A 23540-nucleotide genomic window follows, 5' to 3' on the forward strand; every position below is an offset into this window, starting at 1 on the left:
ATCGCTGCAGGCGCGACCACACGCCTCGAGGTGCCCTCGGGAACCCTGGCGGTCGTGTTCGAGGGCTCTGGCATCCTCGCCTCAGCCATCTTGGCGGGTGAGGCCGCCGACGGCACGCTGATCGCTGCGTACCCGATCACCGGTGACCCGTACACGGAGCAGTCCGTCGCCGTGCGCGTCACCGACTGACCGCCCCCACGTTCAACGCTCTCCGTCACGGCCCGGGTGCCGGAAGGCGTGGCGTCCACACGCCGTCAGACCCGATCAGGCCTCGTAGTCGGAGTCGATGTCCTCGGGGGCACGGCCCAACATGTGGGCGATCTGTTCCACCAGCACGTCCCGCACCAACGCCGCGAGGTCGTCCGCGCCCTCGGCGCGGCCGCTAACCGGCCGCCGGTACACCACGATCCGGTGCGTGAGGTCGGCCGCTCTGTCCGCCGGAAAGTAGCGCCCGAGCGGGATCGCGCCGCGTTCCCACGGCGCGGGCGCCGAGGGCGGCACCTCCTCGACGGCGAACTCCACACCTTCGAGCTCGCGACCCAGGCGGCGTTCCAGGGTCTCGACGACGCTCAGCACCATCTCGTCGAACTGCTCGCCCCGGGTACGCGCTCCGGGCATCAGCGGCGGCAGCAGTGGGCCGCGAAGACCGCGACCGTGGCGGTCCCGGCGCCGACCGGCGCGCCGCGACGGGATCCGTGCCCGCGCGATCTCACTGCCCGACCGATCCGCCACGAGGCCCACTCTGCCACCAACGAGCGTGCCTCCCAAGACGCCGGACCGCGCACGCGCCCGGTCAGCACGACCGCCCGCGGCGTGGGCTGCACCGTCGTCGCGCCGAGCCGGGGTAGCCTCAGCGACGTGAGAGCCCGACAGTGCACCCGTGCCACGTGCACGGCGCCCGCCGTGGCGACCCTCACGTACGTCTACGCCGACTCCACCGCCGTGCTCGGTCCGCTCGCGACCCACGCCGAGCCGCACAGCTACGACCTGTGCACCGAGCACGCAGAACGGCTCACGGTGCCGCGGGGCTGGGACGTGGTGCGGCTGGCAGGTCACTTCGAGCCGGCACCTCCGAGTTCGGACGACCTGCTGGCGCTCGCCGACGCCGTACGCGAGGCCTCCCGCACCCCTCCGCCCGAACAACTGCCCGCGGCGCGCCCCGTCGGCGCGCCCGCACCGGTCACCGAGCGGCGCCCCGCACCCGAGGTCGGCCGCCGGGGTCACCTGCGCGTCATCCGCGGCGAAGGTGAGTAGGGCGCGTCAACCTGCGTAGTCTCTGACCCGTGTCTGAGACCACCGACCTGAGCGCCATCGTCAAGGCCTACGACGTCCGCGGCGTCGTCCCCGACCAGTGGGACGCCGAGGTGGCGCGGGCGATCGGCGCCGCGTTCGCCGACGTCGTAGCCGTGCCCGCCGGCGCAACCTCGATCGTGATCGGCCATGACATGCGGGCGAGCTCGCCCGAGCTGGCCACCGCCTTCGGTGAGGGAGCCGCCTGGCGAGGTGTCGCCGTCGTCCACATCGGGCTGTGCTCGACCGACGGGCTCTACCACGCCTCCGGTGAGCTCGGCCTCCCCGGTGCGATGTTCACGGCCAGCCACAACCCGGCCGAGTACAACGGCATCAAGATGTGCCACGCGCTCGCCCGGCCGGTCGGTCAGGACAGCGGCCTCGCCGATGTGCGGCGCCTCGCCGAGCAGTACCTCGACGAGGGCATCCCGGCGGGCGGTGACGAGGGTGAGATCAGCGAGCGCGACACGCTCGCCGACTACGCGCGGCTGCTGCGTGGGCTGGTGGACATCAGCGGCGGGCGCCCGCTCAAGGTCGCGATCGACGCCGGGAACGGCATGGCCGGGCTGACCGCTCCCGCGGTGCTCTCGACGGCGGCCGGGCTGCCCGACCTGGGCCTGGAGATCGTCCCGATGTACTTCGCGCTCGACGGGACCTTCCCGAACCACGAGGCCAACCCGCTCGATCCGGCCAACCTCGTGGACCTGCAGGCGACCGTGATCGCGGAAGGGGCCGACATCGGACTCGCCTTCGACGGCGACGCCGATCGCTGCTTCGTGGTCGACGAGCGCGGCGTCGCGATGAGCCCCAGCGCCGTGACGGCGTTGGTGGGGCTGCGCGAGGTCGAGAAGGAGAAGGACGCGGGCCGTGAGGCCACGGTCATCCACAACCTCATCACCTCACGCTCGGTCCCCGACCTGCTCGGTGCCGCCGGCGCGCGCACGGTCCGCACGCGTGTGGGGCATTCGTTCATCAAGGCGCAGATGGCACAGGAGGGGGCGGTGTTCGGAGGGGAGCACTCCGCGCACTTCTACTTCCGCGACTTCTGGTTCGCCGATACCGGGATGCTGGCGGCCCTGCACGTGCTGCGCGCGCTGCGGGACTCCGAGCACCCGCTCTCGGTGCTGTCCGAGATGTACACGCCGTACTCGGCGTCCGGCGAGATCAACTCGCGAGTGGAGGACGCGGGAGCGGCCACGGCTCGGGTGCTGGCAGCTTTCGCGGACGACATCGACTCCGGCGAGGTGACCGTGGACGAGCTCGACGGCGTGACGCTCGACCATTGGCACGCCACCCCGAAGTGGTGGTTCAACCTCCGTAGTTCGAACACCGAGCCGTTGCTGAGGCTCAATGTCGAGGCTGAGGACGAGGACATCATGGTGAAGATCCGTGACGCGGTGCTGGCGATCGTGCGCGAGGGCAGCGCCCCGCGCGACGACGCCGCGTAGCGTTCCCCGCGCCGGCGCGCGCACGGGCGTACGCTCCGATCCATGTCATCCAGCGGAGGCACGAAGGCGATCGTCGCGGCGCTCGCCGCGAACCTGGGCATCGCCGTCACGAAGTTCATCGCCTACCTGCTGACAGGTTCCTCCTCCATGCTCGCCGAGTCGGTGCACTCGGTCGCGGACTCCGGTAACCAGGGGTTGCTGCTGCTCGGCGGTCGCCGAGCGCAGCGGGCGGCTTCACCGACCCACCAGTTCGGGTACGGACGCGCCCGCTACATCTACGCGTTCATCGTCTCGATCGTGCTGTTCAGCCTCGGCGGCTGCTTCGCGCTCTACGAGGCGTGGCACAAGTTCTCCGACCCACACCCGATCGAGGGTCGCTGGTGGTGGGTGCCGCTGGCGGTGCTCGGCCTGGCGATCGTGATGGAGGGCTTCTCGTTCCGCACCGCGATCCATGAGGCGAACGCGGTCAGGGGTACCAAGTCGTTCAGGCAGTACGTCAAGGAGTCCCGTGCCCCGGAGATCCCGGTGATCCTGCTGGAGGACCTCGGTGCGCTCGTCGGCCTGGTGCTCGCGCTGTTCGGCGTCTCGATGACGTTGATCACCGGCGACGGTCGCTGGGATGCGATCGGGTCCGCGGCGATCGGTGTGCTGCTCGTGGTGATCGCGGCGTTCCTTGCCAAGGAGATGTCGCTGATGCTGCTAGGCGAATCGGCCGACCCGCAGCACCAGCACGCGATCGAGGCGGCGATCCCGGGGGAGGGGATCATCTCGGTGATCCACCTGCGCACGCTGCACCTCGGCCCCGACGAGGTGCTCGTGGCCGCCAAGGTGGAGGTCGAGAGGGCCGACGACGCCACGCACGTCGCCCGGGCCATCGACGGCGCCGAGGTCCGCATCCGAGAAGCGATCCCGCTGCGAGCCCAGATCTACATCGAGCCCGACCTGCGGCGGCCTGGTGTCGCCGCGGAGGTGCCGGCCGCGCGGGACGAGTAGATCAGCGTCCAGCCAGCGCCGCGCCCATCCGGGTGATCGCTTCGACCAGCAGCGGCCGCGGCAGCGCGATGTTGAAGCGCAGGAAGCCCTGACCGGCCTCACCGCACAGCGATCCCGCGGTGGCGGCGACATCGGCGTGCTCGCGGAAGAAGCGGGCCGGGTCCTCGAGGCCGGTGGTGGTCAGGTCGAGCCACGCGAGATAGGTGCCCTCGAGCTCGGTCGTGACGGCACTCGGGAGGTGCTCGGCAGCGAGTTCGGTGAGCGTCTGCCGGTTGCCATCGAGGTAGTCGAGGACGCCGTCGAGCCAGGCGCCGCCCTCGGCGTAGGCCGCCGTGGCGGCCAGGGCGCCGAGCGTCGAGGCCTGGTCCTCGTACGGCCCCCCGAGGCGGCTCCAGGTCTCGCGGTCAGCGTCCGAGCTCAGCACCAGCTGGGCGCACTTCAGGCCCGGCAGGTTGAAGGCCTTCGATCCGGACATGGCGGTGAACGTGTGCGCGGCGGCAGCGGGGGAGATGGTGGCGTAGGGCACGTGCCTGTGCCCCGGGTAGGTGAGCGGCGCGTGGATCTCATCGGCGAACACACGACCACCGTGCCGCTCGACGACCTCGCTGATCGCCTGTAGCTCGCTGCGCTCCAGCACGCGCCCCACCGGGTTGTGCGGGTTGCACAGCACGAGCAGGTGGCCGCCGGCGGCGAAGGCGGCGTCGAGGGCATCGAGGTCGTAGACGTAGCGGCCGTTCTCGCGCTGCAGCGGCACCTGGATCACCTCCCGGTCCAGCGCTCCGGGCAGCGTGAGGAACGGCATGTAAGCGGGCGTCGGCAGGATGACCGGCGATCCTGGCCGCGAGGTCAGCCGCACCGCCGCCTGCAGACCGCTGAGGACATCCACGATCGGCCGCACGTCCGCCGGAGCGACCTGCCAGCCGAATCGGGCATCGACGAATCCGCTGAAGGCCGACTGCAACGCGGCGCGGGAGCGGGTCGGCAAGTATCCGAGCCCCTCGCCGGTCTCGACGGCACGTCGCAGCGTCGACTGCACCGCCGGCGCGGTCCCGAAGTCCATCTCCGCGATCCACGCCCCGGTCGCGGAGCCGAACTCGACCCACTTCTTCCCGTTCGCCGCCCGGAGGCTCTCGACAGTGATCTCGTCGAAGGTATGCACGCTCACTGGCCTAGTCTCGCAGCCGTGCCCTCGTTCCGGATGACCCGACCGCTGAGCGTCCTCGTGGTGAGCAACCTGCTCGGAGGTATCGGCGTCGCCTCCGGTGTGGCGGTCGGCGGTCTGGCGGCCGAGGCACTCGGCGGCACCGCGATGGCCGGCCTCGGGCAGGCGACCGGGGTGCTCGGTGCGGCCGTGGCGGCGGTGCCGCTCGCGGCGGTGGCGAGCAGCCGCGGCCGGCGCCACGCGCTCGCGCTCGGGTACGTGCTGGCGACGATCGGCGCGCTGCTCGTGATCACCGCGCTCGCCCTCGCCCAGCTCTGGTTGCTGCTGGTGGGCGTCGCCCTCTTCGGGGTGGCGAACGCCGCGAACCTGCAGTCGCGCTACGCCGCTGCCGATACCGCCGACGTCGCCGCTCGCGGCAAGGCGATGTCGATCGTCATCTGGGCCACCACCGTGGGGGCGGTCGCCGGCCCGAACCTCACCGCGCCGGGCAACGACGCCGGCCTCGGCGTGGGCCTGCCCCACCTCGCCGGGCCGTACCTGTTCTCGGTCGTCGCCTTCGCCCTGGGGGCGATCGTCGTGGCAACGTTCATGCCCGGCTCTCGCCCCGCCGTCGGCGGCTCCGAGACCACCCCGCCGACGGCGGTGGTCTCGGCCCGCTCGGCCCTCGCCTGGGCGATGGGGCATACCGAGGCGCGATTCGCCGTCGTTCTCATCGGCTGCGCGCACGCGGTGATGGTGCTGGTCATGGTGATGACGCCGGTCCACATGCAGCACCACGGCATGACGCTCGAGCTCGTGGGTGTGGTCATCAGCCTGCACGTGCTCGGGATGTACGCGCTCAGCCCGGTGCTGGGCGTACTCGTGGACCGCTGGGGTGCTGCCCGGGTCGGGTGGCTGGGGATGGGCGTGCTGGCGCTGGCGACCGGCCTCGGTGTGGTCGCCGGACTCGGCAGCGGCGACTCGGTGCTCACGGCGATCGCGCTGACCGTGCTGGGGCTCGGATGGAGCGCGTGCGTGATCGCCGGGTCAGCCCACCTGGTCACGGTCACGCCCGCCCACGTCCGGGTGCCGCTGCAGGGTGTCACCGACGCCGGGATGAACTACGCCGGGGCGGCCGCTGCTGCGGTGGCCGGGCCGGTGCTGGCATGGGGTGGCTTCCCCGCGATCAACGTCGTGGCGGCCGCCCTGCTGCTCCCGGCGGTCGTCTGCGCACTCGTGGCGGCCCGGCCGCGTCGGCGAGCGGCTGCGAGCACGGATAACCTGGCGGCATGACGATCGAGCACCGAGTGGCCGACCTCGGCCTGGCCGAGGCAGGGCGCCACCAGATCCGGCTGGCCGAGCACGAGATGCCGGGCCTGATGGCTCTGCGCGAGGAGTACGCCGACAGCCAGCCGCTCGCCGGCTCCCGGATCGCCGGATCTTTGCACATGACGGTACAGACCGCGGTGCTCATCGAGACACTGGTCGCGCTGGGTGCACAGGTGCGGTGGGCCTCGTGCAACATCTTCTCTACCCAGGACGAGGCGGCGGCCGCTGTGGTGGTCGGGACGGGGACGCCCGAGGACCCGCGCGGCGTGCCGGTGTTCGCCTGGAAGGGCGAGACGCTCGCCGAGTACTGGGACTGCACCGAGCGGATCTTCGACTGGGCGGATGCCGAGACCGGCGGCCCGACCTTGATCCTCGACGACGGCGGCGACGCCAGCATGCTCGTGCACGAGGGCGTGCGCTTCGAAGCGGCGGGTGCGGTCCCGCCCGCGCCGGAGCCCGATGACGTGGGCTACTCCGAGGAGAAGGTTGTGTTCCTCGACCTGCTCCGCCGCACGGTCGCCGCCGACCCGGGTCGCTGGACCCGCGTGGCCGCCGGCATCAAGGGAGTCTCGGAGGAGACCACCACCGGCGTGAACCGGCTCGCGCAGCTCGCCGCTGCCGGCGAGCTGCTGTTCCCTGCGATCAACGTCAACGACTCCGTGACGAAGTCCAAGTTCGACAACCGGTACGGTATCCGTCACTCGCTGCCCGATGGCCTCAACCGCGCCACCGATGTGCTGATCGGCGGCAAGGTGGCCGTGGTCTGCGGTTACGGCGACGTGGGCAAGGGCGCCGCCGAGGCACTCCGCGGCCAGGGCGCACGCGTGATCGTCACCGAGATCGACCCGATCTGCGCGCTGCAGGCCGCGATGGACGGTTACCAGGTTGCGCGCCTCGACGATGTGGTGGGGCAGGCAGACTTCGTCATCACCACCACCGGCAATACGCGGATCGTGGGCGTCGAACACCTGCTCGGCCTCAAGAACAAGGCGGTCGTGGGCAACATCGGCCACTTCGACGACGAGATCGACCTGGCTGGGCTCGCGCGCGTGCCGGGTGTGGAGAAGGTCGAGATCAAGCCGCAGGTGCACGAGTGGAAGCTGCCCGCCACCGATGGTGCCGTGGGGGAGTCCGACCGCTCGATCGTGGTGCTCTCCGAGGGTCGCCTGCTCAACCTCGGCAACGCCACCGGTCACCCGTCGTTCGTGATGTCGGCTTCCTTCACCAACCAGGTGCTCGCGCAGATCGCGCTCGCCGAGGCCGAGGAGCTCGAGGAGGGCGATCGTCCGGACGTCGAACGGCTGCCGAAGCTGCTCGACGAGAAGGTGGCCAGGCTGCACCTGGAGGCGCTCGGCGTGGACCTCACCGAGCTCACCAAGGAGCAGGCCGAGTACATCGACGTGGACGTGGCCGGCCCGTACAAGCCTGAGCACTACCGCTACTGACCGGCTCCCTCTGACTCTCGGCGTCCCCCCGGGGCGCCGAGACCAAACCGTGACCGCGCCCCGGGTTGCGGCCGCGGAGGGCAGGCGCTACCTTCTCACTAGTTTGATCGAGGGTTAGATTTAGTGTTGTAGCGACCCGCGATCAGACTCGTCGAGCAGCACCGGCAGCGGCGTCGGTGCACTGACTGCGAGGGAGCAGCAGATGGCGGTGGTTGCCCAGGGCAAGCGGCGGAAGTCGCTGCTCAAGAGCGCATGGGACAGCAAGGTGCTGATCCTCATGTGTCTGCCGGCGATCGCGTTCTTCCTGGTATTCGCCTACGCGCCGATGCCCGGGGCGTGGATCGCCTTCACCAACTTCAACTACCGCGACGGGATCTTCGGAAGCCCGTTCGTGGGACTGCGGAACTTCGAGTTCCTCATCAAGTCTGGGCAGCTGTGGCTGCTGACACGGAACACGATCCTGTACAACGTCGCGTTCATCGTGCTCGGCAACATCCTGCAGATCGCGCTCGCGGTGATGCTCAACGAGATCCGCATGAAGTACTTCAAGAAGATCTCGCAGACGGTGATGTTCCTGCCGTACTTCATCTCGGTCGTGCTGATCGGTGTGATCGCCTTCAACCTGTTCAACTACGACACCGGCGCAATCAACTCCTTGATCGTCGCCACCGGCGGGGACCCGATCAAGATCTACAGCACCGCCGGCCTGTGGCCGTTCATCATCGTCGCCGTGCAGATGTGGCAGAGCACCGGGTACGGCTCGATCGTGTACTTCGCCGCGATCATGGGCATCGACAAGACCCTCTTCGAGGCGGCCGCGATCGACGGCGCCTCCGCGTGGCAACGGATCCGCTACGTGATCCTGCCCAGCCTCAAGCCGACGTTCATCATCCTGCTGCTGTTCTCGATGGGCGGGATCATGCACGGCAACTTCGGGCTGTTCTGGAACCTGGTCGGCAACAACGCGCAGCTGTTCGCGACCACCGACATCATCGAGACCGCCGTCTACCGGATGGTCATGACCCAGAACAACTTCACCACGTCGACTGCCGTGGGGCTGTACCAGTCGATCTTCGGTTTCGCCCTGGTGATGACCGCGAACTGGATCGTGCGAAGGATGAACAAGGACTATGCACTCTTCTGAGACGACGGCGCCGGGCGCCGCCGACGTGGTCACGGTGGTCGAGGGGCGCAAGCGCCGTGCGATGCGGACCAGGAAGCAGCGACCGCGAGCCGTCAAGCTGGGAGCGAGCGACTACGCGCTCCGTGGCATCTCGTACGTGTTCGTCACGCTGTTCGCGTTGTTCTGCCTGCTCCCGTTCGTGATGATCGTCTCGGCTTCGTTCTCGGCCGAGTCGGAGATCCTCCGCCACGGGTTCGGCCTGTTTCCTCGTGGCTTCACGACGACCGCGTACGAGTACATCTTCAAGTCACCTCGGCAGATCCTCGGGTCCTACGCGGTGACGATCACGATGACCGTGTGCGGCACCGCGATCGGTCTCTTCGTGATCGCGATGACTGGGTTCGCGCTGTATCGCAAGGACTTCCGGTTCCGGAACCAGATCTCGTTCTTCGTCTACTTCACGACCTTGTTCTCCGCCGGGCTGGCGCCGACGTTCATCTGGGTGGGCAGCACGCTCGGCCTGCGCGGCAGCTATCTCGCGGTGTTCCTGCAGCTGCTGATGACGCCGTGGCTCATCATCCTGATGAAGAACTTCATGCGCAACGTGCCGTACGAGGTGATCGAGTCCGGGAAGGTCGACGGCGCGGGCGACTTCAGGATCTTCGCGCAACTGAGTCTGCCGATGATGAAACCGGCGTTGGCCACCGTGGGTCTGTTCCTGGCGATGGGCTACTGGAACGAGTGGTATCTGTCCTCGCTGTACCTGGGCAGCCAGGTCGAGTTCCGGCCACTGCAGTACCACCTCTACAACATCATCAACACGGCCAATGCGCTCCGGAACTCCGTGGCAGGCGACAACGTCACGATCACGAACCTGCCGAGCAACACGTTGAAGATGGCCAGCGCCGTGGTCGCGACCGCGCCCGTGCTGCTGATGTACCCGTTCGTGCAGAAGTACTTCGTCAGCGGCATCACCGTCGGTGCCGTCAAGGGCTGAGCACAGCCAACCCGCCTCGACCGAGGCACCCCCTCACCCGAGACCTGTGTCTCAGAAGATCGACAAAGGAGTCACCATGACCAGCATCAGGAGAAGGACGCTGCTGAAGGGCGGAGCGCTCGCCGCGTTCGGGATCGGTACCGGGATCACGCTCGCCGCATGCAGCGACAACGGCGGTGGAGGCACCGGCGGCGGAGGTGGAGGCGGCGAGCTCGACACCAGCGAGGCGGTCACCGTCACGATGCTGGTGCTGGGCGACAAGCCCACCAACGGTCGCCTTGAGGCCATGCTCGAGCAGCTCAACGCCAAGCTGACCGAGAAGGTGAACGCCTCGTTGGAGCTGTTCTACATCGAGTGGGCGGACTGGCAGACGCAGTACAACGTGCAGCTGCTCTCCGGTGACAGCAACGTGGACCTCATCGGCACGGCGACCGACTGGCTCTTCGCCTGGGAGAACGCCCAGAAGGGCGCCTTCCTGCCGATGGACGAGGCCATGCTCAGCTCCTACGCCCCGCAGACCTGGGAGCAGGTGAACAGCGAAGGCCACTGGGAGCTGTGCAAGCTTCCCGACGAGATGATCTACTTCATCCCGGAGGACAACTTCACCCAGTGGACGAACCACGGCTTCTTCTACCGTGGCGACTGGGCCACCGAGGCCGGGATCCCGAACGGCGAGATCACCGAGTTCGAGCAGTTCACCACCTACTTCCAGTGGGTCAAGGACAACCAGCCCGAGACCTACCCCTGGGATGTGGCCGGGACGAACGAGGCGGCACTCACCGGATTCGTGCAGGGCCGCACCGAGTACCAGGTGATCCAGCAGGTCACCGCGGGCATCTACTTCCCCTTCCACACGACGGCGTCCGACCCGACCACGGTGACGTCGTACTACATGGAGGGTGATGAGCTGCTCGCCGCGGCTGAGCTCGCCAGGGAGTGGAACGAGATCGGCGTCTGGCGCGAGGACGCCGTCAACTACGACGGCGACACACGCGAGGAGTTCTACGCCGGACTCTCGGGAGCGGATCAGCACCACATGCAGACGTTCCTCGGGATCCTGCACCGGATGCCGAACGACCAGCCGGGATCCGACCCCAAGTTCTTCTACTGGGGCAAGGAGAACGGCAACTACTACCGCGACATCAAGACTCACGGTGCCATGGCGGTCAGTGCGAACTCGCGCAACCCGGAGCGGGCGCTGGCGGTCTACGACATCCTCCGCAACGACGAGGAGTGCTACCACCTCCTCAACTACGGAATCGAGGGCACGGACTACGTGATCGACGATGAGGGCAAGCGTGCGGAGCCGGAGGGCTTCGACGCAGCCACCGACGCCCTTGGGTCGAACTTCTGGTACGGCCGCATGGACGAGCTCGAGATTCCTAGCGCCACCGACCCGGACAACAAGCAGGAGCTGTTCGACGGTCTCGACGCCAACGCGAAGGACTACCCGTACGAGCGGTTGGTGGTCGACAAGACGATGATCGACTCGACGCTGGCCGCCATGGGCGCCGTGCTGTCGGAGTACATCCCGCAGCTGCAGTACGGCAAGTTCACCGACCCCGCAGCGGCGATCGCCGAGATGCGCCAGAAGCTCGCCGATGCCGGTTACGAGGACGCTCGCGCGTCCATCCAGACCGACATCGAGGCGTTGGACGCCTGAGCCGCCGTCAGGTGCGGGCCGGCATGCGCACCGGCCCGCACCTGGATCCTCCACTGACACCGCAGGTCGCGATTGTCGAAAGGACGTCATGAGTCGCTTCTTCTCCGCCGACTCGGCGCTGATGCGCGCGCTCGACCGCCTGGCCGACGTGATCATCCTCAACCTCGTCTTCATCGCGACGTCGTTGCCGCTGCTGACGCTCGGTGCCTCGCTCACGGCACTGCACTCGGTCTCCCGCGCGCTGGTGGGCGGCCGCCTCGAGGACTCGGTCGCGCGTGCGTACCTGCGCGCGTTCCGGGCGAACCTGCGCGACGGCAGCAGGCTGCTCGCAGCGATCGCCGGGCTGGTCGCGGTGCTCGTCGCGTGGTTCGGCGTCATCGAGTACCTCGTGGTCGACCCACTGGCACAGTTGCTGATGTTCGCGGTGTGGTTCGTTCTCGCCATCCAGGTGACGACGACGGCGATCGTGGCCTTCCCCTATCTGGCCACGTTCGACGACGCCACAGCCAGGGTGCTGCGGAACGCGCTGCTGATGTCGTGGCGCCACCCGCTCGCCGCGCTCTGTGCCTTCACCGTGACCGCTCTGCCCGTGGTGATCACGGTCTTCTACCCGAAGGTGACAGGCTACGGCGTGGTGTGGTTGGTGGCCGGCTTCGCTGCCATCGCTGTCGTCACCACACTCCTCTTCACTCGCATCTTTGCCCAGTACACGCCTGCCGCCGCCGCGGCACCGAGCACCGAGGAACCCGTACGTGCGCACTCATGACGTCACCCAGTGGCTCTTCGAGCTCTCGGACGAACGCCAGGCATGGCGCAAGAACGCCGACGACAGCATGTGGCGCGCCGTGGTGGTGCCGCACGACTGGGCGGTGGAGCAGGACTTCTCACGCGAGTGCTCCAGCGGCACCGGGTACCTGCCGGGCGGGATCGGTTGGTACCGCGCGCACGTGCCGCTCACCGCGCTCGGACCCATCGAGGACCGCACGGTGCGCCTGGTCTTCGAGGGCGTCTACAAGAACGCGGATGTGTGGGTCAACGGCTACCACCTCGGGGGTCGGCCATCGGGATACGCACGGTTCTCGTTCGACCTGACCGAGATCCTCGGGTACGCGCCCGACGACGACCTCGTTGTCGCGGTCCGGGTGGAGCACACCGAGCTCGCCGACTCACGCTGGTACAACGGCGCCGGGATCACCCGCCGGGTCCGGCTCGAGTTGCACGAGCCGGTGCGGCCGGCCGAGCACGGCACCGTGGTCACCACGGCGGAGGTGAGCGCCGAGCACGCGAGGGTGAGCATCGTGCAGACGATCGAGAACACGCTGCCCGACCGCATCCGGGTACGGGTGCAGCACGAGCTGTCATCGCTGACCACCGACCAGACCCACACCAGCGAGTCGGAGGCCGACCTACCCGGCCAGGGCTCCGCCGTCGTCGACGTCCAGATGCCGGTGCCGACACCCCGGCTCTGGTCCGACGACGCCCCGCACCTGTACCGCCTCACCACCACGCTGCACTGGGACGGGCGTACCGCCACGGCCGAGCAGGTGGTGGGCATCCGCACCTTTGCGTTCGACCCCGACACCGGCTTCACGATCAACGGAGAGCCGCGACAGCTGAAGGGTGTCTGCCTGCACGAGGACGCGGGACCGTTCGGCACCGCGGTCCCGGCCTGGGTGTGGCTGCGGCGGCTGCTGTCGCTGAAGGAGATGGGCTGCAACGCGGTGCGCATGGCGCACAACCCGCACGCACCCGAGCTGTACCTGCTGTGCGATGTGCTCGGACTCTTCGTGATCGACGAGGCGTTCGACGAGTGGGAGAACCCCAAGAACAAGTGGTGGCAGGGGCACAACGTCTACCCGCCGCGGCACGAGGGGTACGCCGAGCACTTCCCGCAGTGGTACGAGTCAGACCTGGTCGCGATGATCGATGCGCACCGCCACCACCCCTCGATCATCGCGTGGAGCATCGGGAACGAGATCGACTACCCGAACGACCCGTACGCGAGCCCGCTGTTCGATGAGATGACCGGGAACAACGACGCGCACAAGCCGCAGGCCGAGCGCCTCTACGACCCGAACCGGCCCGACATGCGCCGCCTCACCACGATCGCGGCGCGGCTGTCGAGCATCGTGCGCGGCGCCGATCCGACCCGTCCGGTCACGCTCGCCGCCGCGTTCCCGGAGCTGTCCAGCCGCACCGGTCTGCTCGAGACGGTCGACCTGGTGGGCTACAACTACAAGGAACACCTCTACGCCGAGGATCACCGGCGGTTCCCCGACGCCCCCCTCCTGGGCAGCGAGAACTCACACACCTACGAGGCGTGGCGCCACGTGGTCGAGGCCGACTACGTGGCCGGCCAGTTCCTGTGGACCGGCATCGACTACCTGGGCGAGGCGCAGGGCTGGCCGATCCATGGCTCCGGCGCCGGCCTGCTCACGCTCGCCGGGTTCCCCAAGCACATCTGGCACCTACGCCGTAGCTGGTGGTCGGACGAGCCGGTCGCGCGGCTGGCGGTCAGGCCGCATGAGGACGACGACGGCGGCCCTCGCCCGTTCTGGACCCACCCGCTGTCGCGGGCCTGGGTGGGCGAGGAGCGGCTGGAGGTGCTGTGTTTCAGCAACCTCCAGGAGCTGACCCTGACCTGCGGTGACGAGCAGGTGCCGTTGGAGCGCGATCACGAGCACGGCTACTGGCGCGCCGCGCTCGCCCCGGGCGACCGGCCGCTCGTGCTCCGAGGCTCACGTGACGGCGAGGCGGTCGCCGAGGACCGGCTGATCCGCCCCGGCAGACCCGCGCAGATCGAGACCCGGGTCTGGGAGCCGGCCCCCGCCGTCGTGTCTCGCCTGCATGCCCTCGGCCTCGCGGCCGAGGGTATGCAGCAGATCGAGTGCACATTGCTGGACGAGCACGGCCACCCGGCGAGCGGCGAGGCGGTGCTCACCGCGCAGGTCGAGGGCGGTCGGCTGCTCGGTCTCGAGAACGGGGACCTGGCCGACCTCACCGCGTACCGCAACGACCACCGGTCCACGTACGAGGGCCGACTGGTGGTGTTCGTGGAGTCGGACGCTCGGGCTATCGTGACCGTGACTGCCCCGGGCCTCACTCCGGCGAGAGTGGAGTGCAGCCCGTGAGGTACCGGGCCGATGGCACGAGGGGAGCAGCCATGACGATTCCACGACTCACCTCGCGCGACATCCGCAGCGACTCCCGGCTCGACGTGCTGCACGCGATCCTCTCGGCAGGTGAGGTCACCCGCAACGAGCGCGCGCAGGTGACCGGACTCAGCGCTGCCACGGTGGCCACCGTGGTCGGCGAGCTGATCGCCGAGGGCATCGTGCTGGAGACCAAGGTGACCGTGGGGCGGGTGGGGCGACCCACCGCGACCCTGGGCATGAACGCGGACCGGGGCCGCGTCGTCGGCGTGGACGTGGCCGAGACCTACGTCCGGGCCGCCCTGTTCGACACCGCGCTCAACCAGCTCGAGTTCCTCGAGGTCGAGCGTGACGAGCACATCCTCGACCCCGAGGTGATGACCGAGGCCGTGGGAGACATCCTCGACCGGATGCTCGAGCAGCAGCGGCTCGCACGCGAGGCCGTGCTCGGGATCGGCGTGACGCTCCCGGGGCTCGTGCAGGGACCCGCCGGCCTCAGCGTGTTCGTGCCGAACCTGGCGTGGCGTTCGGAGGATCTCGACCGGCTGCGTGAGCGGGTCGGGATGCCGCTGGTCATCGACAATCCACTCAAGGCGATCGGTACCGCCGAGATGTGGCTCGGCCGCGGTCGGTACTGCTCGAGCCTCGTCACGGTCAACCTCGGCACCGGGGTCGGGGCCGCGATCGCGCTCGACGCCCGCCTCGTGCGCGGCGCGACCAACTCGGCGGGTGAATGGGGACACACGCTCCTGGTCCTCGACGGACGCGAGTGCCGGTGCGGGCGCCGCGGGTGCGTCGAGGCCTACGTGGGTGTGCCAGGGATCGTGGAGACGCTGCGCGAGATCGCACCGGATCATCCGCTCACGTCGATCGACCTGCAGCGGGACTTCATCCTGGCGATGGCACAGGCCGTCGACCGAGCGGAGCCCGACGAGGCCGTCCACGCCACGATCGACCGCACTGCCTACTACCTCGGCTCCGCGCTCGCCGACCTCGTGGCCGTGGTGAACCCGGAGGTCATCACGCTCACCGGGTGGACCACCTGGGCGCTCGGCACCTCGCTGCTGCCCGCGGTCCGACGGCACGTGCGCGAGCAGGCGCCCGGCACGTCTGCCGACGGGCTCGAGCTGGAGCTGTCCACGGTAAAGGGCAACTCGGTGACCACCGGGGTGGCGACGATCGCGCTCGAGCGCTCACTCGCCGATGCGGGACTGATCACGCGCCGGACCGCGATCACGCTATAGCCTGTGGTGGCTGCCGTTCCGGCGGCATCGGTGTGCCGGGAAGTCTGGTCGGCTGTCCGCCTCACCGACCCCTGGAGCCATCCATGAAGACACGCGAGCCTGTGTTCAGCCGCCTCAGTCCGGGCGCCCTGCGCAACTACACCGACACGCTGCGCGGCGAGTCCGCAGGGGGCGTGCTGCTCGTGATCGCGGCGGTGATCGCGCTCGTGTGGTCGAACTCGCCGTGGCGGGACGCCTACGAAGGTCTGCGCGATGTGCGGTTCGGCCCCGCCGCGCTCCATCTCGACCTCAGCGTGGGTCAGTGGGCCTCCGACGGCCTGCTCGCAATCTTCTTCTTCGTGGTCGGCATCGAGCTCAAGCGCGAGATCGTCGAGGGCGAGCTCCGGAAAGTCGGGACGGCGATCGTGCCGGTGGTCGCTGCCATCGGTGGCATGGCAGTGCCCGCGCTGCTCTTCCTGGCCGTGAACAGCGGTGACGGTGGCGCACCGCACGGGTGGGCCATCCCCGCCGCAACCGACATCGCCTTCGCCATCGCGGTTCTCGGGCTGGTGGGAAAGCGGCTGCCGACAGCGTTGCGCGCTTTCCTGCTCACGCTCGCTGTGGTCGACGATCTGCTCGCGATCCTCGTGATCGCGATCGGCTACTCCGACGGCATCGCCGTGCTGTGGCTGCTTGCCGCGGCCGCTGCTGTGCTGCTGTTCTGGGCGCTGCTGCGCCGGGGCATCACCCACCCGCTGGTACTGATCCCGCTCGCACTGCTGGCGTGGGTGCTGCTGCACACATCCGGCGTGCACGCGACGATCGCAGGTGTCGCGCTCGGCCTGCTGGTGCCGATCGCGCACGCCGAACGGTTCGAGCACCGGTGGCGCCCGATCTCCGCGGGCTTCGCGGTGCCGGTCTTCGCGCTGTTCGCCGCCGGCGTCACGGTGGCGCCGAGCGAGCTGCGGGAGGCCGTGGCCGACCCGGTGGCGCAAGGGGTGGTGCTCGGGCTCGTGCTCGGCAAGCCGCTCGGGATCACACTGACCACGTGGCTGGTCTGCCGGTTCCGCGGAGTGTCGCTCGCGCCGGGCCTGCGCTGGGCCGACGTGGCAGCCGTGGGCACCCTGGCCGGCATCGGGTTCACGGTGTCGCTGCTCGTTGCCGGGCTGGCGTACGGCGAGGGCAGCCCGCACGCCGAGCACGCGACGGTGGGCGTGCTCGCGGCCTCGCTGCTCGCCGCCGTGATGGGTGCGACGCTGCTCGCGTGGCGCGGCCGGCGCCACGCCCGGCTCGGCACCGATCAGGACACGTCGGGGATGCCGTAGGGCAGGCGCCGGGTGCGGTTCGCGCGCTCGGTCGCCCGCTCCTCCTGGGCCACCGCCGCGCGGTACTCCCGGTCGCGGCGTGCCACCAGCACCGCCGCGAGGAAGCGCTCGGGGTTCGTGCCCCACGGCGGCGGCGGTGAGACGTACGGCTCGAGCGAGGCGGCGAGCGCCCGCGCCCGTGGCTCCCGGAACGCGGGCGACATCGCCGACGTGCGCGACAGGTGCAGCCGCGCATACAGGGCCAGCTCGTCCGGCAGCCGCCGGATGTCGGCCAGTTCGGCCCATGTGGCCAGGTCCGGTGGCATCAGCAGGGGCGCGAGTGCCTCCTCGGTGCCGCGTACCCGGATCGCGTACGTGCCTGCCAGCAGGTCGCCCAGACGCTTGTCGCGCTTGTTGATGATCGAGGTGATCACCGCGAGACCGCCGAACGTGAGCCAGATCTCGACGACCCCGAGCATCGCGCGAACGAGAGCATGCCGGAATCGGATGGGACCGCCGTCGTCCCTCACCACGCGGAGTCCGGCCGCGAGCTTCCCGGCCGACAGACCACGCGTCAGCGATTCCACCGTGGTGGGCAGCGCCACCATCATCGTCACGGACACCACCACGATGAGAATGCCGAGGTGGGCGGAGTTCTGCACCAGGCGGGACAGCCCGAGCAGCAGCGCGATGCTGGCGGCGGCGTAGATCCCGAGATCGATCAGGCCGCTGAGCAGTCGGTGTGCGACGCCTGCCGGGCGGAGCTCGAGGGCCACTGCCTCCCCGGTGATGACCAGCCCGGCGGCGGCGTGATCCTGCGTGGGCCCGAGCACGCCTCGGGAAGCAGGCCCCGCAGCGGTCGTGGTCATGCCACCAGGTTAGAGCCTGCGCGGACCGTGCAAGACTGGCGCCGTGGATGTGGATGCCTTCGTCGCGGTGCGGTCCTCGCGCTGGGAGCGACTGCGTGAGCTCACCCGCTCGCGGCGCATCACCGGGCCGGAGGCCGACGAGCTGATCGGCCTCTACCAGGCCACCGCCACCGACTACTCGCGGGTACGCACGTCCGCGCCCGACCCCACCGTGGTCACCCGCCTCTCCACCCTGCTCTCGCGCGGCCGAAGCCTGATCGCGGGCGCGCACGAGCCCGGCTGGAGCGACGTCGCACGCTTCTTCCTGTTGTCGGTACCCGCCGCCTTCTATCGCGTGCGCTGGTGGACGGTCGCGATGATGGTCGCGTTCGTGGCGATCAGCGTCGCCACCGGGTGGTGGACCTACAGCAACCCCGAGCTGCTCGCCCAGATGGGCACACCGTCGCAGCGCCAGAGCTACGCCGAGGAGGCGTTCGCCGCCTACTACTCCACCTACGAACCGGGACTGTTCGCCACCCAGGTGTGGACCAACAACGCCTGGATCGCGGCCCGCGCGATCGCTCTCGGTCCCACCGGCATCGGCCCGATCTACCTGCTCGTGGCCAACGCGATGGCGATCGGGCAGGCCGGCGCGCTGCTCGCGGAGTTCGACATGCTCGAGGTGTTCTTCGGGCTGATCCTGCCGCACGGGCTGCTCGAGCTCTCCGGCATCTTCATCGCGTGCGGCGCCGGGCTGAAGCTGTTCTGGACCTGGGTCAGTCCCGGGCCGCGGACCCGTGGTCGTGCGCTGGCCGAGGAGGGCCGGGCCCTGATCTCGCTCGTCATCGGGCTCACGGTGTTGTTCCTCGTCTGCGGCCTCATCGAGGGCTACGTCACGCCGTCCGACCTCCCGTCCGGGATCAAGATCACGATCGGCGCCCTCGCCCTCGCTGCCTACTGGACCTACACGCTCGTGCTCGGCCGGATCGCAGCCCGCCACGGCGAGACCGGCGACATCCGCGCCGACCACGCCGAGGACACCGTGGCCATGGCCGGCTGACGGCCGCCCCCACCCCGATTTCACTGACGAAACGCCCCCACCCCGATTTCACTGACGATTCGAGATCCTGGGGCTGGCCGTCTCTCGCGCGAGGCCGTGACGTGTCGTCAGTGAAATCGGGGGCTTGACGTCTCGTCAGTGAATTCGCGGTCTGGGGGACCTGGGAGGGCGTCAGAGCCGGCCAGCGGCCTTGAGGGCGAGATAGGTGTCGGCGAGGGCGGGCGCGAGGTCGTCGGGCAGCCGCTCGATCACCTCGACACCCGCACGGCGGAGCTCGCCCACCACGCCGTGGCGCTCGAGGCCGGCGCGCTCGGCGGCGGCCGCGTCGAACAGGCTCGCCGTGGTTTCCCGATTCGTGCGCAGCGCCTCGGCCTCGGGATCGGTCGCCGAGGCGACGACGACCTGGTGATCGCCGGCGAGGGTCGCCGCGACCTGCACCAGCCCGGTCTCGATCGAGCTCGCCTCCACGGCGGTGACCAGCACCACCAGCGCACGCTGTGACAGCCGGTCTCGCACCAGCTGGGCGACCAGCGTCCAGTCCGGTTCGACCAGCTGGGGGTGCACGGGGGCGACGGCGGCGGCCATGGTGGACATCACGGCCGCCGAGTGCGTGCCGCTCACACGGGCACGCACACCCTGATCGACCGCGACCAGCTCGACCCGGTCGCCCGCACGCGTCGCCAGGGCCGTGAGCAGCAGGGACGCCTCGATCCCGGCCTCGAGGCGGGGAGCGTCACCCAGGCGGGCCGCCGAGAGCCGGGACGTGTCGAGCACGATCAGTACGCGGCGGTCGCGCTCGGGGCGCCAGGTCCGCACCACCATCTCCTGGCGGCGGGCCGTGGCGCGCCAGTCGATCGCCCGCACGTCGTCGCCGATCACGTACTCGCGCAGCGAGTCGAACTCGGTGCCGGGTCCGCGCACGTTGACGGCGCTGCGACCGTCCATCTCGCGCAGCCGGGCTAGCCGGGAGGGCAGGTGCCGACGGGAGCGGAACTCCGGCAGCACCCGGAGCGTCCCGGGGGTCTCCACCGACCGCTGCCGTGCCGCGATCCCGAGCGGGCCGACCGCCCGGATCGTCACACGGTGGGGGAGCAGGTCGCCTCGACGTGCCGGCAGTAGCGGCGTGCTGACCCGGCGCGCCTCGCCCGGCCGGATGTCCAGGTCGTGCCGGTTGCGCTCGGCGCCGGCGGTGGGCTGCCACGCGTCACGGACCACGCCGCGCAGCCGCCGGGTGCCCTCGTTGACCAATGTGAGCGTGGACGTGGCGGGTTCGGTGAGCCGCACCGACCCCATCTGCCCGCGTGTGATCGTCACCCGCCGCGGCGAGGCGGCAAGGGCGGCGTCGAGCACCACGACCACGAGCCATATCAGCACCCAGGTGCCGACGGTCGCCATCTGCGGTAGCAGCAGCACGGGCACCAGGCCCAGCGCTGCCAGCGCGACGGCTCGCCACGTGATCGCCATCTCTGCTCGGGTCCCCGGGTCAGCGCGGTACGGGGACGGTGGCGAGCACGCCCTCGAGCACCGAGCCGGTGCTGACGCCCTCGAGCTCAGCCTCCGCGCGCAGCTGCACGCGGTGACGCAGCGTGGGGAGAGCGAGCGACTTCACGTCGTCGGGGGTCACGTAGGTGCGACCGGTCAACCAGGCCCAGGCACGCGACGTGGCGAGCAACGCCGTCGCGCCTCGCGGCGAGACACCCAACGACAGCGATGGCGAGGACCGGGTCGCGCGGCAGATGTCCACGATGTAGCCCAGCACCTCGGGCCCGACCTGGACACCACGCACCTCTGCGCGCGCCTGTGCGAGATCCTCGGGACCGGCGACCGGCTGCACGCCTGCGGCATCGAGATTGCGGGGGTCGAAGCCGTCGCTGTGTCGCTGCAGCACGCCGATCTCGTCGGCCCGCTCGGGCAGCGGCAGCACCAGCTTGAGCAGGAACCGGTCGAGCTGGGCCTCGGGCAACGGGTACGTGCCCTCGTACTCGACCGGGTTCTGGGTCGCGATCACCACGAACGGGTCCGGCAGCATCCGTGGCGTGCCGTCGACGCTGACCTGCCGTTCCTCCATCGCCTCCAGCAGCGACGCCTGGGTCTTCGGCGGCGTGCGGTTGATCTCGTCGGCGAGCATGAGGTTCGTGAACACGGGACCCTCACGGAACGAGAACTCCGAGGTGCGCGCGTCGTAGACCAACGAGCCGGTCACGTCGCCGGGCATGAGGTCGGGTGTGAACTGCACCCGCTTCATCTCGAGGTCCAGCGACGCGCCCAGGGTGCGCACCAGCAGCGTCTTGGCGACTCCGGGCACGCCCTCGAGCAGCACGTGTCCCCGGCACAGCAGCGCGATCACCAGCCCGGTGACCGCGGCATCCTGCCCGACGACGGCCTTCGCCACCTCGCTGCGCAGGCTCGCCAGCCGCGTGCGTGCCTCCGAGCCCGGTCCCTCCTCGGGCGGCAGCTCGGGTTGGGCAAGCTGCTCCGGTGCGCTTTGCTGGACCGGCGGCTGCTGGGGTGCTGCGCCGTACCCAGGCGCCTGCTGGCCTGGTGCAGCGCCCTGGTGGGGGTCAGCCGACTGACCGTAGCCGTACGGCTGCTGCTGGCCGTAGCCGTACGACTGTTGCTGGCCGTAGCCGTAGGGCTGCTGCGGCGCGTTGTCGGAGGGCTGTGGGGGCTGGTACGGCTGTGTCATGCGCGCTGAACCTCGCTTTCCAGGGTGTCGAGTGCGTGGGCGAGAGAGCCGAGGCTCTCGTCGTCGGTCGGTGGTGGCCCGTACAGGACGTCGGTGATCGCGTCGGGACTGCGGCCGCTGGCGCGGGCCAGAGCCTCGACGACCGGGTCGGGGCCGGCGGGGCTCGGCAGGCCGACCCGGCCGGCCACCCGCGCGACGAACCCGGCCCGGAGCGCGGAGGCGGCGTGGGCGTGTGCGCCGGCCCTGCGGTACAGGCGCCCGCGCCCGCGAGTGGTCTCGGAGGCCTTGACCTCCACCGGCAGCGGCTCCACCACGACCGGGCCGAGGAGACGCCCGCGCCACAGCACGAGCGCGACGCCCACGAGGAACAGCATCACGATCGTCGGCCCCGGGAGCGGGAACTGGTCCAGCAGCGACTCGGAGCCGAAGGTGTCGCTCGGGTCCGGGAGGTACCAGACCACTCGGTCGTGTGCCCCGAGCGAGCGGAACACGAGCGCGGCGTTGCCCGCGGTGGCGAGGCCCTCGTTCGAGAGCATCCAGCTGTCGGTGAGCACGCGCCAGGACTGCTCGCCCTCGGTCCACGAGGCGTAGAGCGCGCCGCCGTCGGTGGTGAAGCACCCCTCGACGTCGCCGCTGACCACCGCGCCACCCGCCGTGATCGACTCGGCGGCGACCGCGTGCTCGTCGCTGCAGTCGACCACATGGTTCGTGCGCGAGGCGTACCCCTCGAGCTCGATGCGGTCCGTCAGGGCTTCGAGCGAGCCACTGCGCAGACCCACCAGCACGATATCGGCGTCGACCTGAGCGATGGCCTCCTGCTGCACCTCGCGCAGCGCATCCGGGTTCAGCACCAGCAGCGTGCTGCCAGCCTCCGCCTCCGCGATCGCGGCGGACGTGGTGCGCACGTACGTGACGTCGACACCCTGCTCACGGAGCACCTGGGCTGTGGCGCGCGCACCGTCCGGTTCCGGGTTGTCCGGCGCGAGCGGGTCCGCGGACGTCCGCGTCTGGGTGAGCTGCGAGACGATCACCGCCACGACGAGCAGCACCAGGATGCCGACCGTGACGACGACGCCGCGTCGGCGCCCCGCCGGGGTATCGCCGTCGGGCGCCTGGTCGCCCGCGGCGCGGCCACGGGCGACGATCGTGGGAGCGGGACTGCTCATCGCGGTGCCACCAGCTCGCCCTCGGCGAGCACACCGGTACGCGACGGACGGGTCCGACCGACCTGCCGGTCGACGTCCCCGAGCCAGGCATCATCGGCGGCGGTCGGCACGAGATCGCCGTAACAGACGCCGTCGAACACCTCGGCCGCACGGCGCAGGTCGGCGGCGCACGGTGCGAGCCGTGCCCCCGCCGCGACGGCGGCCTCGTGTGCGGTGCGGCCGCGGCGGTCCTCGAGCACGGCGCGCTCGTCGAGCGAACGGACGATCGCCCGATAGCGCTCGAGCACCGCGAGCGCGTAATCGCCCGCCGCGGCAGCGGCATCAGCGGCGGACCGCAGCATCGCAGAGGTGCGGTCGTCGTCGTCCAGCACCTCGACGCTGCCCTGCTGTGCGCGCAGCCGGCGGCGGCGGATCGGGCCCCCGATCAGCAACGCGATCCCGACGATCACCGCGATCACGAGCAGCACGATCAGCGGCATGAGCACCGGCCCGAGGGTCGAGTTCGAGTCCATCAGGCGCTCCCACAGGTCGCTCAACCACCGCAGGAACCTGTCCCACAGGCTCGGGGCGTCGTTGTAGATCGCCTTGGCCAGCTCACGCTCCGCCCAGTCGCGCGCCTCGTCCGCGTCCGGCGTCAGCGGCGGCTCCCGCGGGACCAGACGCCCCAGCACC

21 protein-coding genes are annotated in these 23540 nt (G+C 70.0%); 14 read left to right on the plus strand and 7 right to left on the minus strand.

Features of this window, described 5'->3' with window-relative positions:
• Positions 1–189 (plus strand): hypothetical protein (locus tag ACOJSN_RS12465; protein ID WP_420112821.1); only part of this gene is annotated, 189 nt, incomplete at its 5' end.
• A gap of 75 nt (positions 190–264) precedes the next feature.
• Here ACOJSN_RS12465 and ACOJSN_RS12470 read toward each other — a convergent pair.
• Positions 265–732: a metallopeptidase family protein gene (locus ACOJSN_RS12470; protein ID WP_420112822.1), complete on the minus strand. Its 468-nt coding sequence runs from the start codon at positions 730–732 to the stop codon at positions 265–267.
• A 126-nt stretch (positions 733–858) separates the two neighbouring features.
• Here ACOJSN_RS12470 and ACOJSN_RS12475 point away from each other — a divergent pair, with 126 nt between their 5' ends.
• From ACOJSN_RS12475 to ACOJSN_RS12485, 3 genes are read left to right on the plus strand one after another with little or no spacing between them, the layout of a single operon-like run.
• Positions 859–1254, plus strand: coding sequence for a DUF3499 domain-containing protein (locus ACOJSN_RS12475; RefSeq protein ID WP_420112823.1), 396 nt, complete (start codon positions 859–861; stop codon positions 1252–1254).
• Between the two features lie 29 nt (positions 1255–1283).
• Positions 1284–2738 carry a phosphomannomutase/phosphoglucomutase gene (locus tag ACOJSN_RS12480; RefSeq protein WP_420112824.1) on the plus strand — a complete coding sequence of 485 codons (1455 nt, stop codon included), beginning with the start codon at positions 1284–1286 and terminating at the stop codon, positions 2736–2738.
• A gap of 42 nt (positions 2739–2780) precedes the next feature.
• On the plus strand, positions 2781–3731 hold the full coding sequence (locus ACOJSN_RS12485) for a cation diffusion facilitator family transporter (protein WP_420112825.1): 951 nt from the start codon (positions 2781–2783) through the stop codon (positions 3729–3731).
• A gap of 1 nt (position 3732) precedes the next feature.
• Here ACOJSN_RS12485 and ACOJSN_RS12490 read toward each other — a convergent pair whose 3' ends face one another.
• Complete coding sequence (locus tag ACOJSN_RS12490; protein WP_420112826.1) at positions 3733–4896, minus strand: MalY/PatB family protein; 1164 nt, start codon at positions 4894–4896, stop codon at positions 3733–3735.
• Between the two features lie 18 nt (positions 4897–4914).
• On the opposite strand from ACOJSN_RS12490, the gene ACOJSN_RS12495 reads away from it, so the two are divergent.
• The 9 genes from ACOJSN_RS12495 to nhaA all read left to right on the plus strand — a co-directional run bounded on the left by ACOJSN_RS12495 (position 4915) and on the right by nhaA (position 17129).
• On the plus strand, positions 4915–6165 hold the full coding sequence (locus tag ACOJSN_RS12495) for an MFS transporter (protein WP_420112827.1): 1251 nt from the start codon (positions 4915–4917) through the stop codon (positions 6163–6165).
• On the plus strand, positions 6162–7646 hold the full coding sequence (gene ahcY / locus ACOJSN_RS12500) for an adenosylhomocysteinase (RefSeq protein ID WP_420112828.1): 1485 nt from the start codon (positions 6162–6164) through the stop codon (positions 7644–7646). The genes ACOJSN_RS12495 and ahcY overlap by 4 nt, the downstream gene beginning before the upstream one ends.
• A gap of 202 nt (positions 7647–7848) precedes the next feature.
• Positions 7849–8790: an ABC transporter permease gene (locus ACOJSN_RS12505; RefSeq protein ID WP_420112829.1), complete on the plus strand. Its 942-nt coding sequence runs from the start codon at positions 7849–7851 to the stop codon at positions 8788–8790.
• Positions 8777–9766 (plus strand): carbohydrate ABC transporter permease, encoded by a 990-nt coding sequence (locus ACOJSN_RS12510; RefSeq protein ID WP_420112830.1) that lies wholly within the window; start codon positions 8777–8779, stop codon positions 9764–9766. The genes ACOJSN_RS12505 and ACOJSN_RS12510 overlap by 14 nt, the downstream gene beginning before the upstream one ends.
• A 76-nt stretch (positions 9767–9842) precedes the next feature.
• Entirely contained in the window at positions 9843–11429 is a 1587-nt protein-coding gene (locus ACOJSN_RS12515; protein ID WP_420112831.1) for an extracellular solute-binding protein, read from the plus strand.
• Positions 11430–11517: 88 nt separating this feature from the next.
• A complete protein-coding gene (locus tag ACOJSN_RS12520; RefSeq protein ID WP_420112832.1) occupies positions 11518–12195 on the plus strand; it encodes a YesL family protein in 678 nt (225 codons plus the stop codon).
• Positions 12182–14560 (plus strand): glycoside hydrolase family 2 TIM barrel-domain containing protein, encoded by a 2379-nt coding sequence (locus ACOJSN_RS12525; protein ID WP_420112833.1) that lies wholly within the window; start codon positions 12182–12184, stop codon positions 14558–14560. Before ACOJSN_RS12520 ends, ACOJSN_RS12525 begins: the two co-directional genes overlap by 14 nt.
• Before the next feature lie 32 nt (positions 14561–14592).
• Positions 14593–15825 carry an ROK family protein gene (locus ACOJSN_RS12530; RefSeq protein ID WP_420112834.1) on the plus strand — a complete coding sequence of 411 codons (1233 nt, stop codon included), beginning with the start codon at positions 14593–14595 and terminating at the stop codon, positions 15823–15825.
• An 83-nt stretch (positions 15826–15908) separates the two neighbouring features.
• The gene (gene nhaA / locus ACOJSN_RS12535) at positions 15909–17129 is read left to right on the plus strand and encodes a Na+/H+ antiporter NhaA (RefSeq protein ID WP_420112835.1); all 1221 of its coding nucleotides are present in this window, start codon (positions 15909–15911) and stop codon (positions 17127–17129) included.
• Here the strand turns inward: nhaA and ACOJSN_RS12540 are convergent.
• On the minus strand, positions 17105–17977 hold the full coding sequence (locus ACOJSN_RS12540; protein ID WP_420112836.1) for an RDD family protein: 873 nt from the start codon (positions 17975–17977) through the stop codon (positions 17105–17107). The two genes, nhaA and ACOJSN_RS12540, sit on opposite strands and share 25 nt — an antisense overlap.
• Before the next feature lie 43 nt (positions 17978–18020).
• Here ACOJSN_RS12540 and ACOJSN_RS12545 point away from each other — a divergent pair, with 43 nt between their 5' ends.
• The gene (locus ACOJSN_RS12545) at positions 18021–19016 is read left to right on the plus strand and encodes a stage II sporulation protein M (RefSeq protein ID WP_420112837.1); all 996 of its coding nucleotides are present in this window, start codon (positions 18021–18023) and stop codon (positions 19014–19016) included.
• Between the two features lie 171 nt (positions 19017–19187).
• Here ACOJSN_RS12545 and ACOJSN_RS12550 read toward each other — a convergent pair whose 3' ends face one another.
• Genes ACOJSN_RS12550 through ACOJSN_RS12565 form a run of 4 tightly spaced genes read right to left on the minus strand, consistent with a single transcriptional unit; the run spans position 19188 to position 23539 of the window.
• The gene (locus ACOJSN_RS12550) at positions 19188–20480 is read right to left on the minus strand and encodes a DUF58 domain-containing protein (RefSeq protein ID WP_420112838.1); all 1293 of its coding nucleotides are present in this window, start codon (positions 20478–20480) and stop codon (positions 19188–19190) included.
• Positions 20481–20499: 19 nt separating this feature from the next.
• On the minus strand, positions 20500–21702 hold the full coding sequence (locus tag ACOJSN_RS12555) for an AAA family ATPase (protein ID WP_420112839.1): 1203 nt from the start codon (positions 21700–21702) through the stop codon (positions 20500–20502).
• Positions 21699–22868, minus strand: coding sequence for a DUF4350 domain-containing protein (locus ACOJSN_RS12560; RefSeq protein WP_420112840.1), 1170 nt, complete (start codon positions 22866–22868; stop codon positions 21699–21701). The genes ACOJSN_RS12555 and ACOJSN_RS12560 overlap by 4 nt, the downstream gene beginning before the upstream one ends.
• On the minus strand, positions 22865–23539 hold the full coding sequence (locus ACOJSN_RS12565) for a DUF4129 domain-containing protein (RefSeq protein WP_420112841.1): 675 nt from the start codon (positions 23537–23539) through the stop codon (positions 22865–22867). The genes ACOJSN_RS12560 and ACOJSN_RS12565 overlap by 4 nt, the downstream gene beginning before the upstream one ends.
• Position 23540 lies beyond the last annotated feature (1 nt).

Source organism: Pseudactinotalea sp. (genome assembly GCF_048594945.1).
Taxonomy (GTDB): domain Bacteria; phylum Actinomycetota; class Actinomycetes; order Actinomycetales; family Beutenbergiaceae; genus Pseudactinotalea.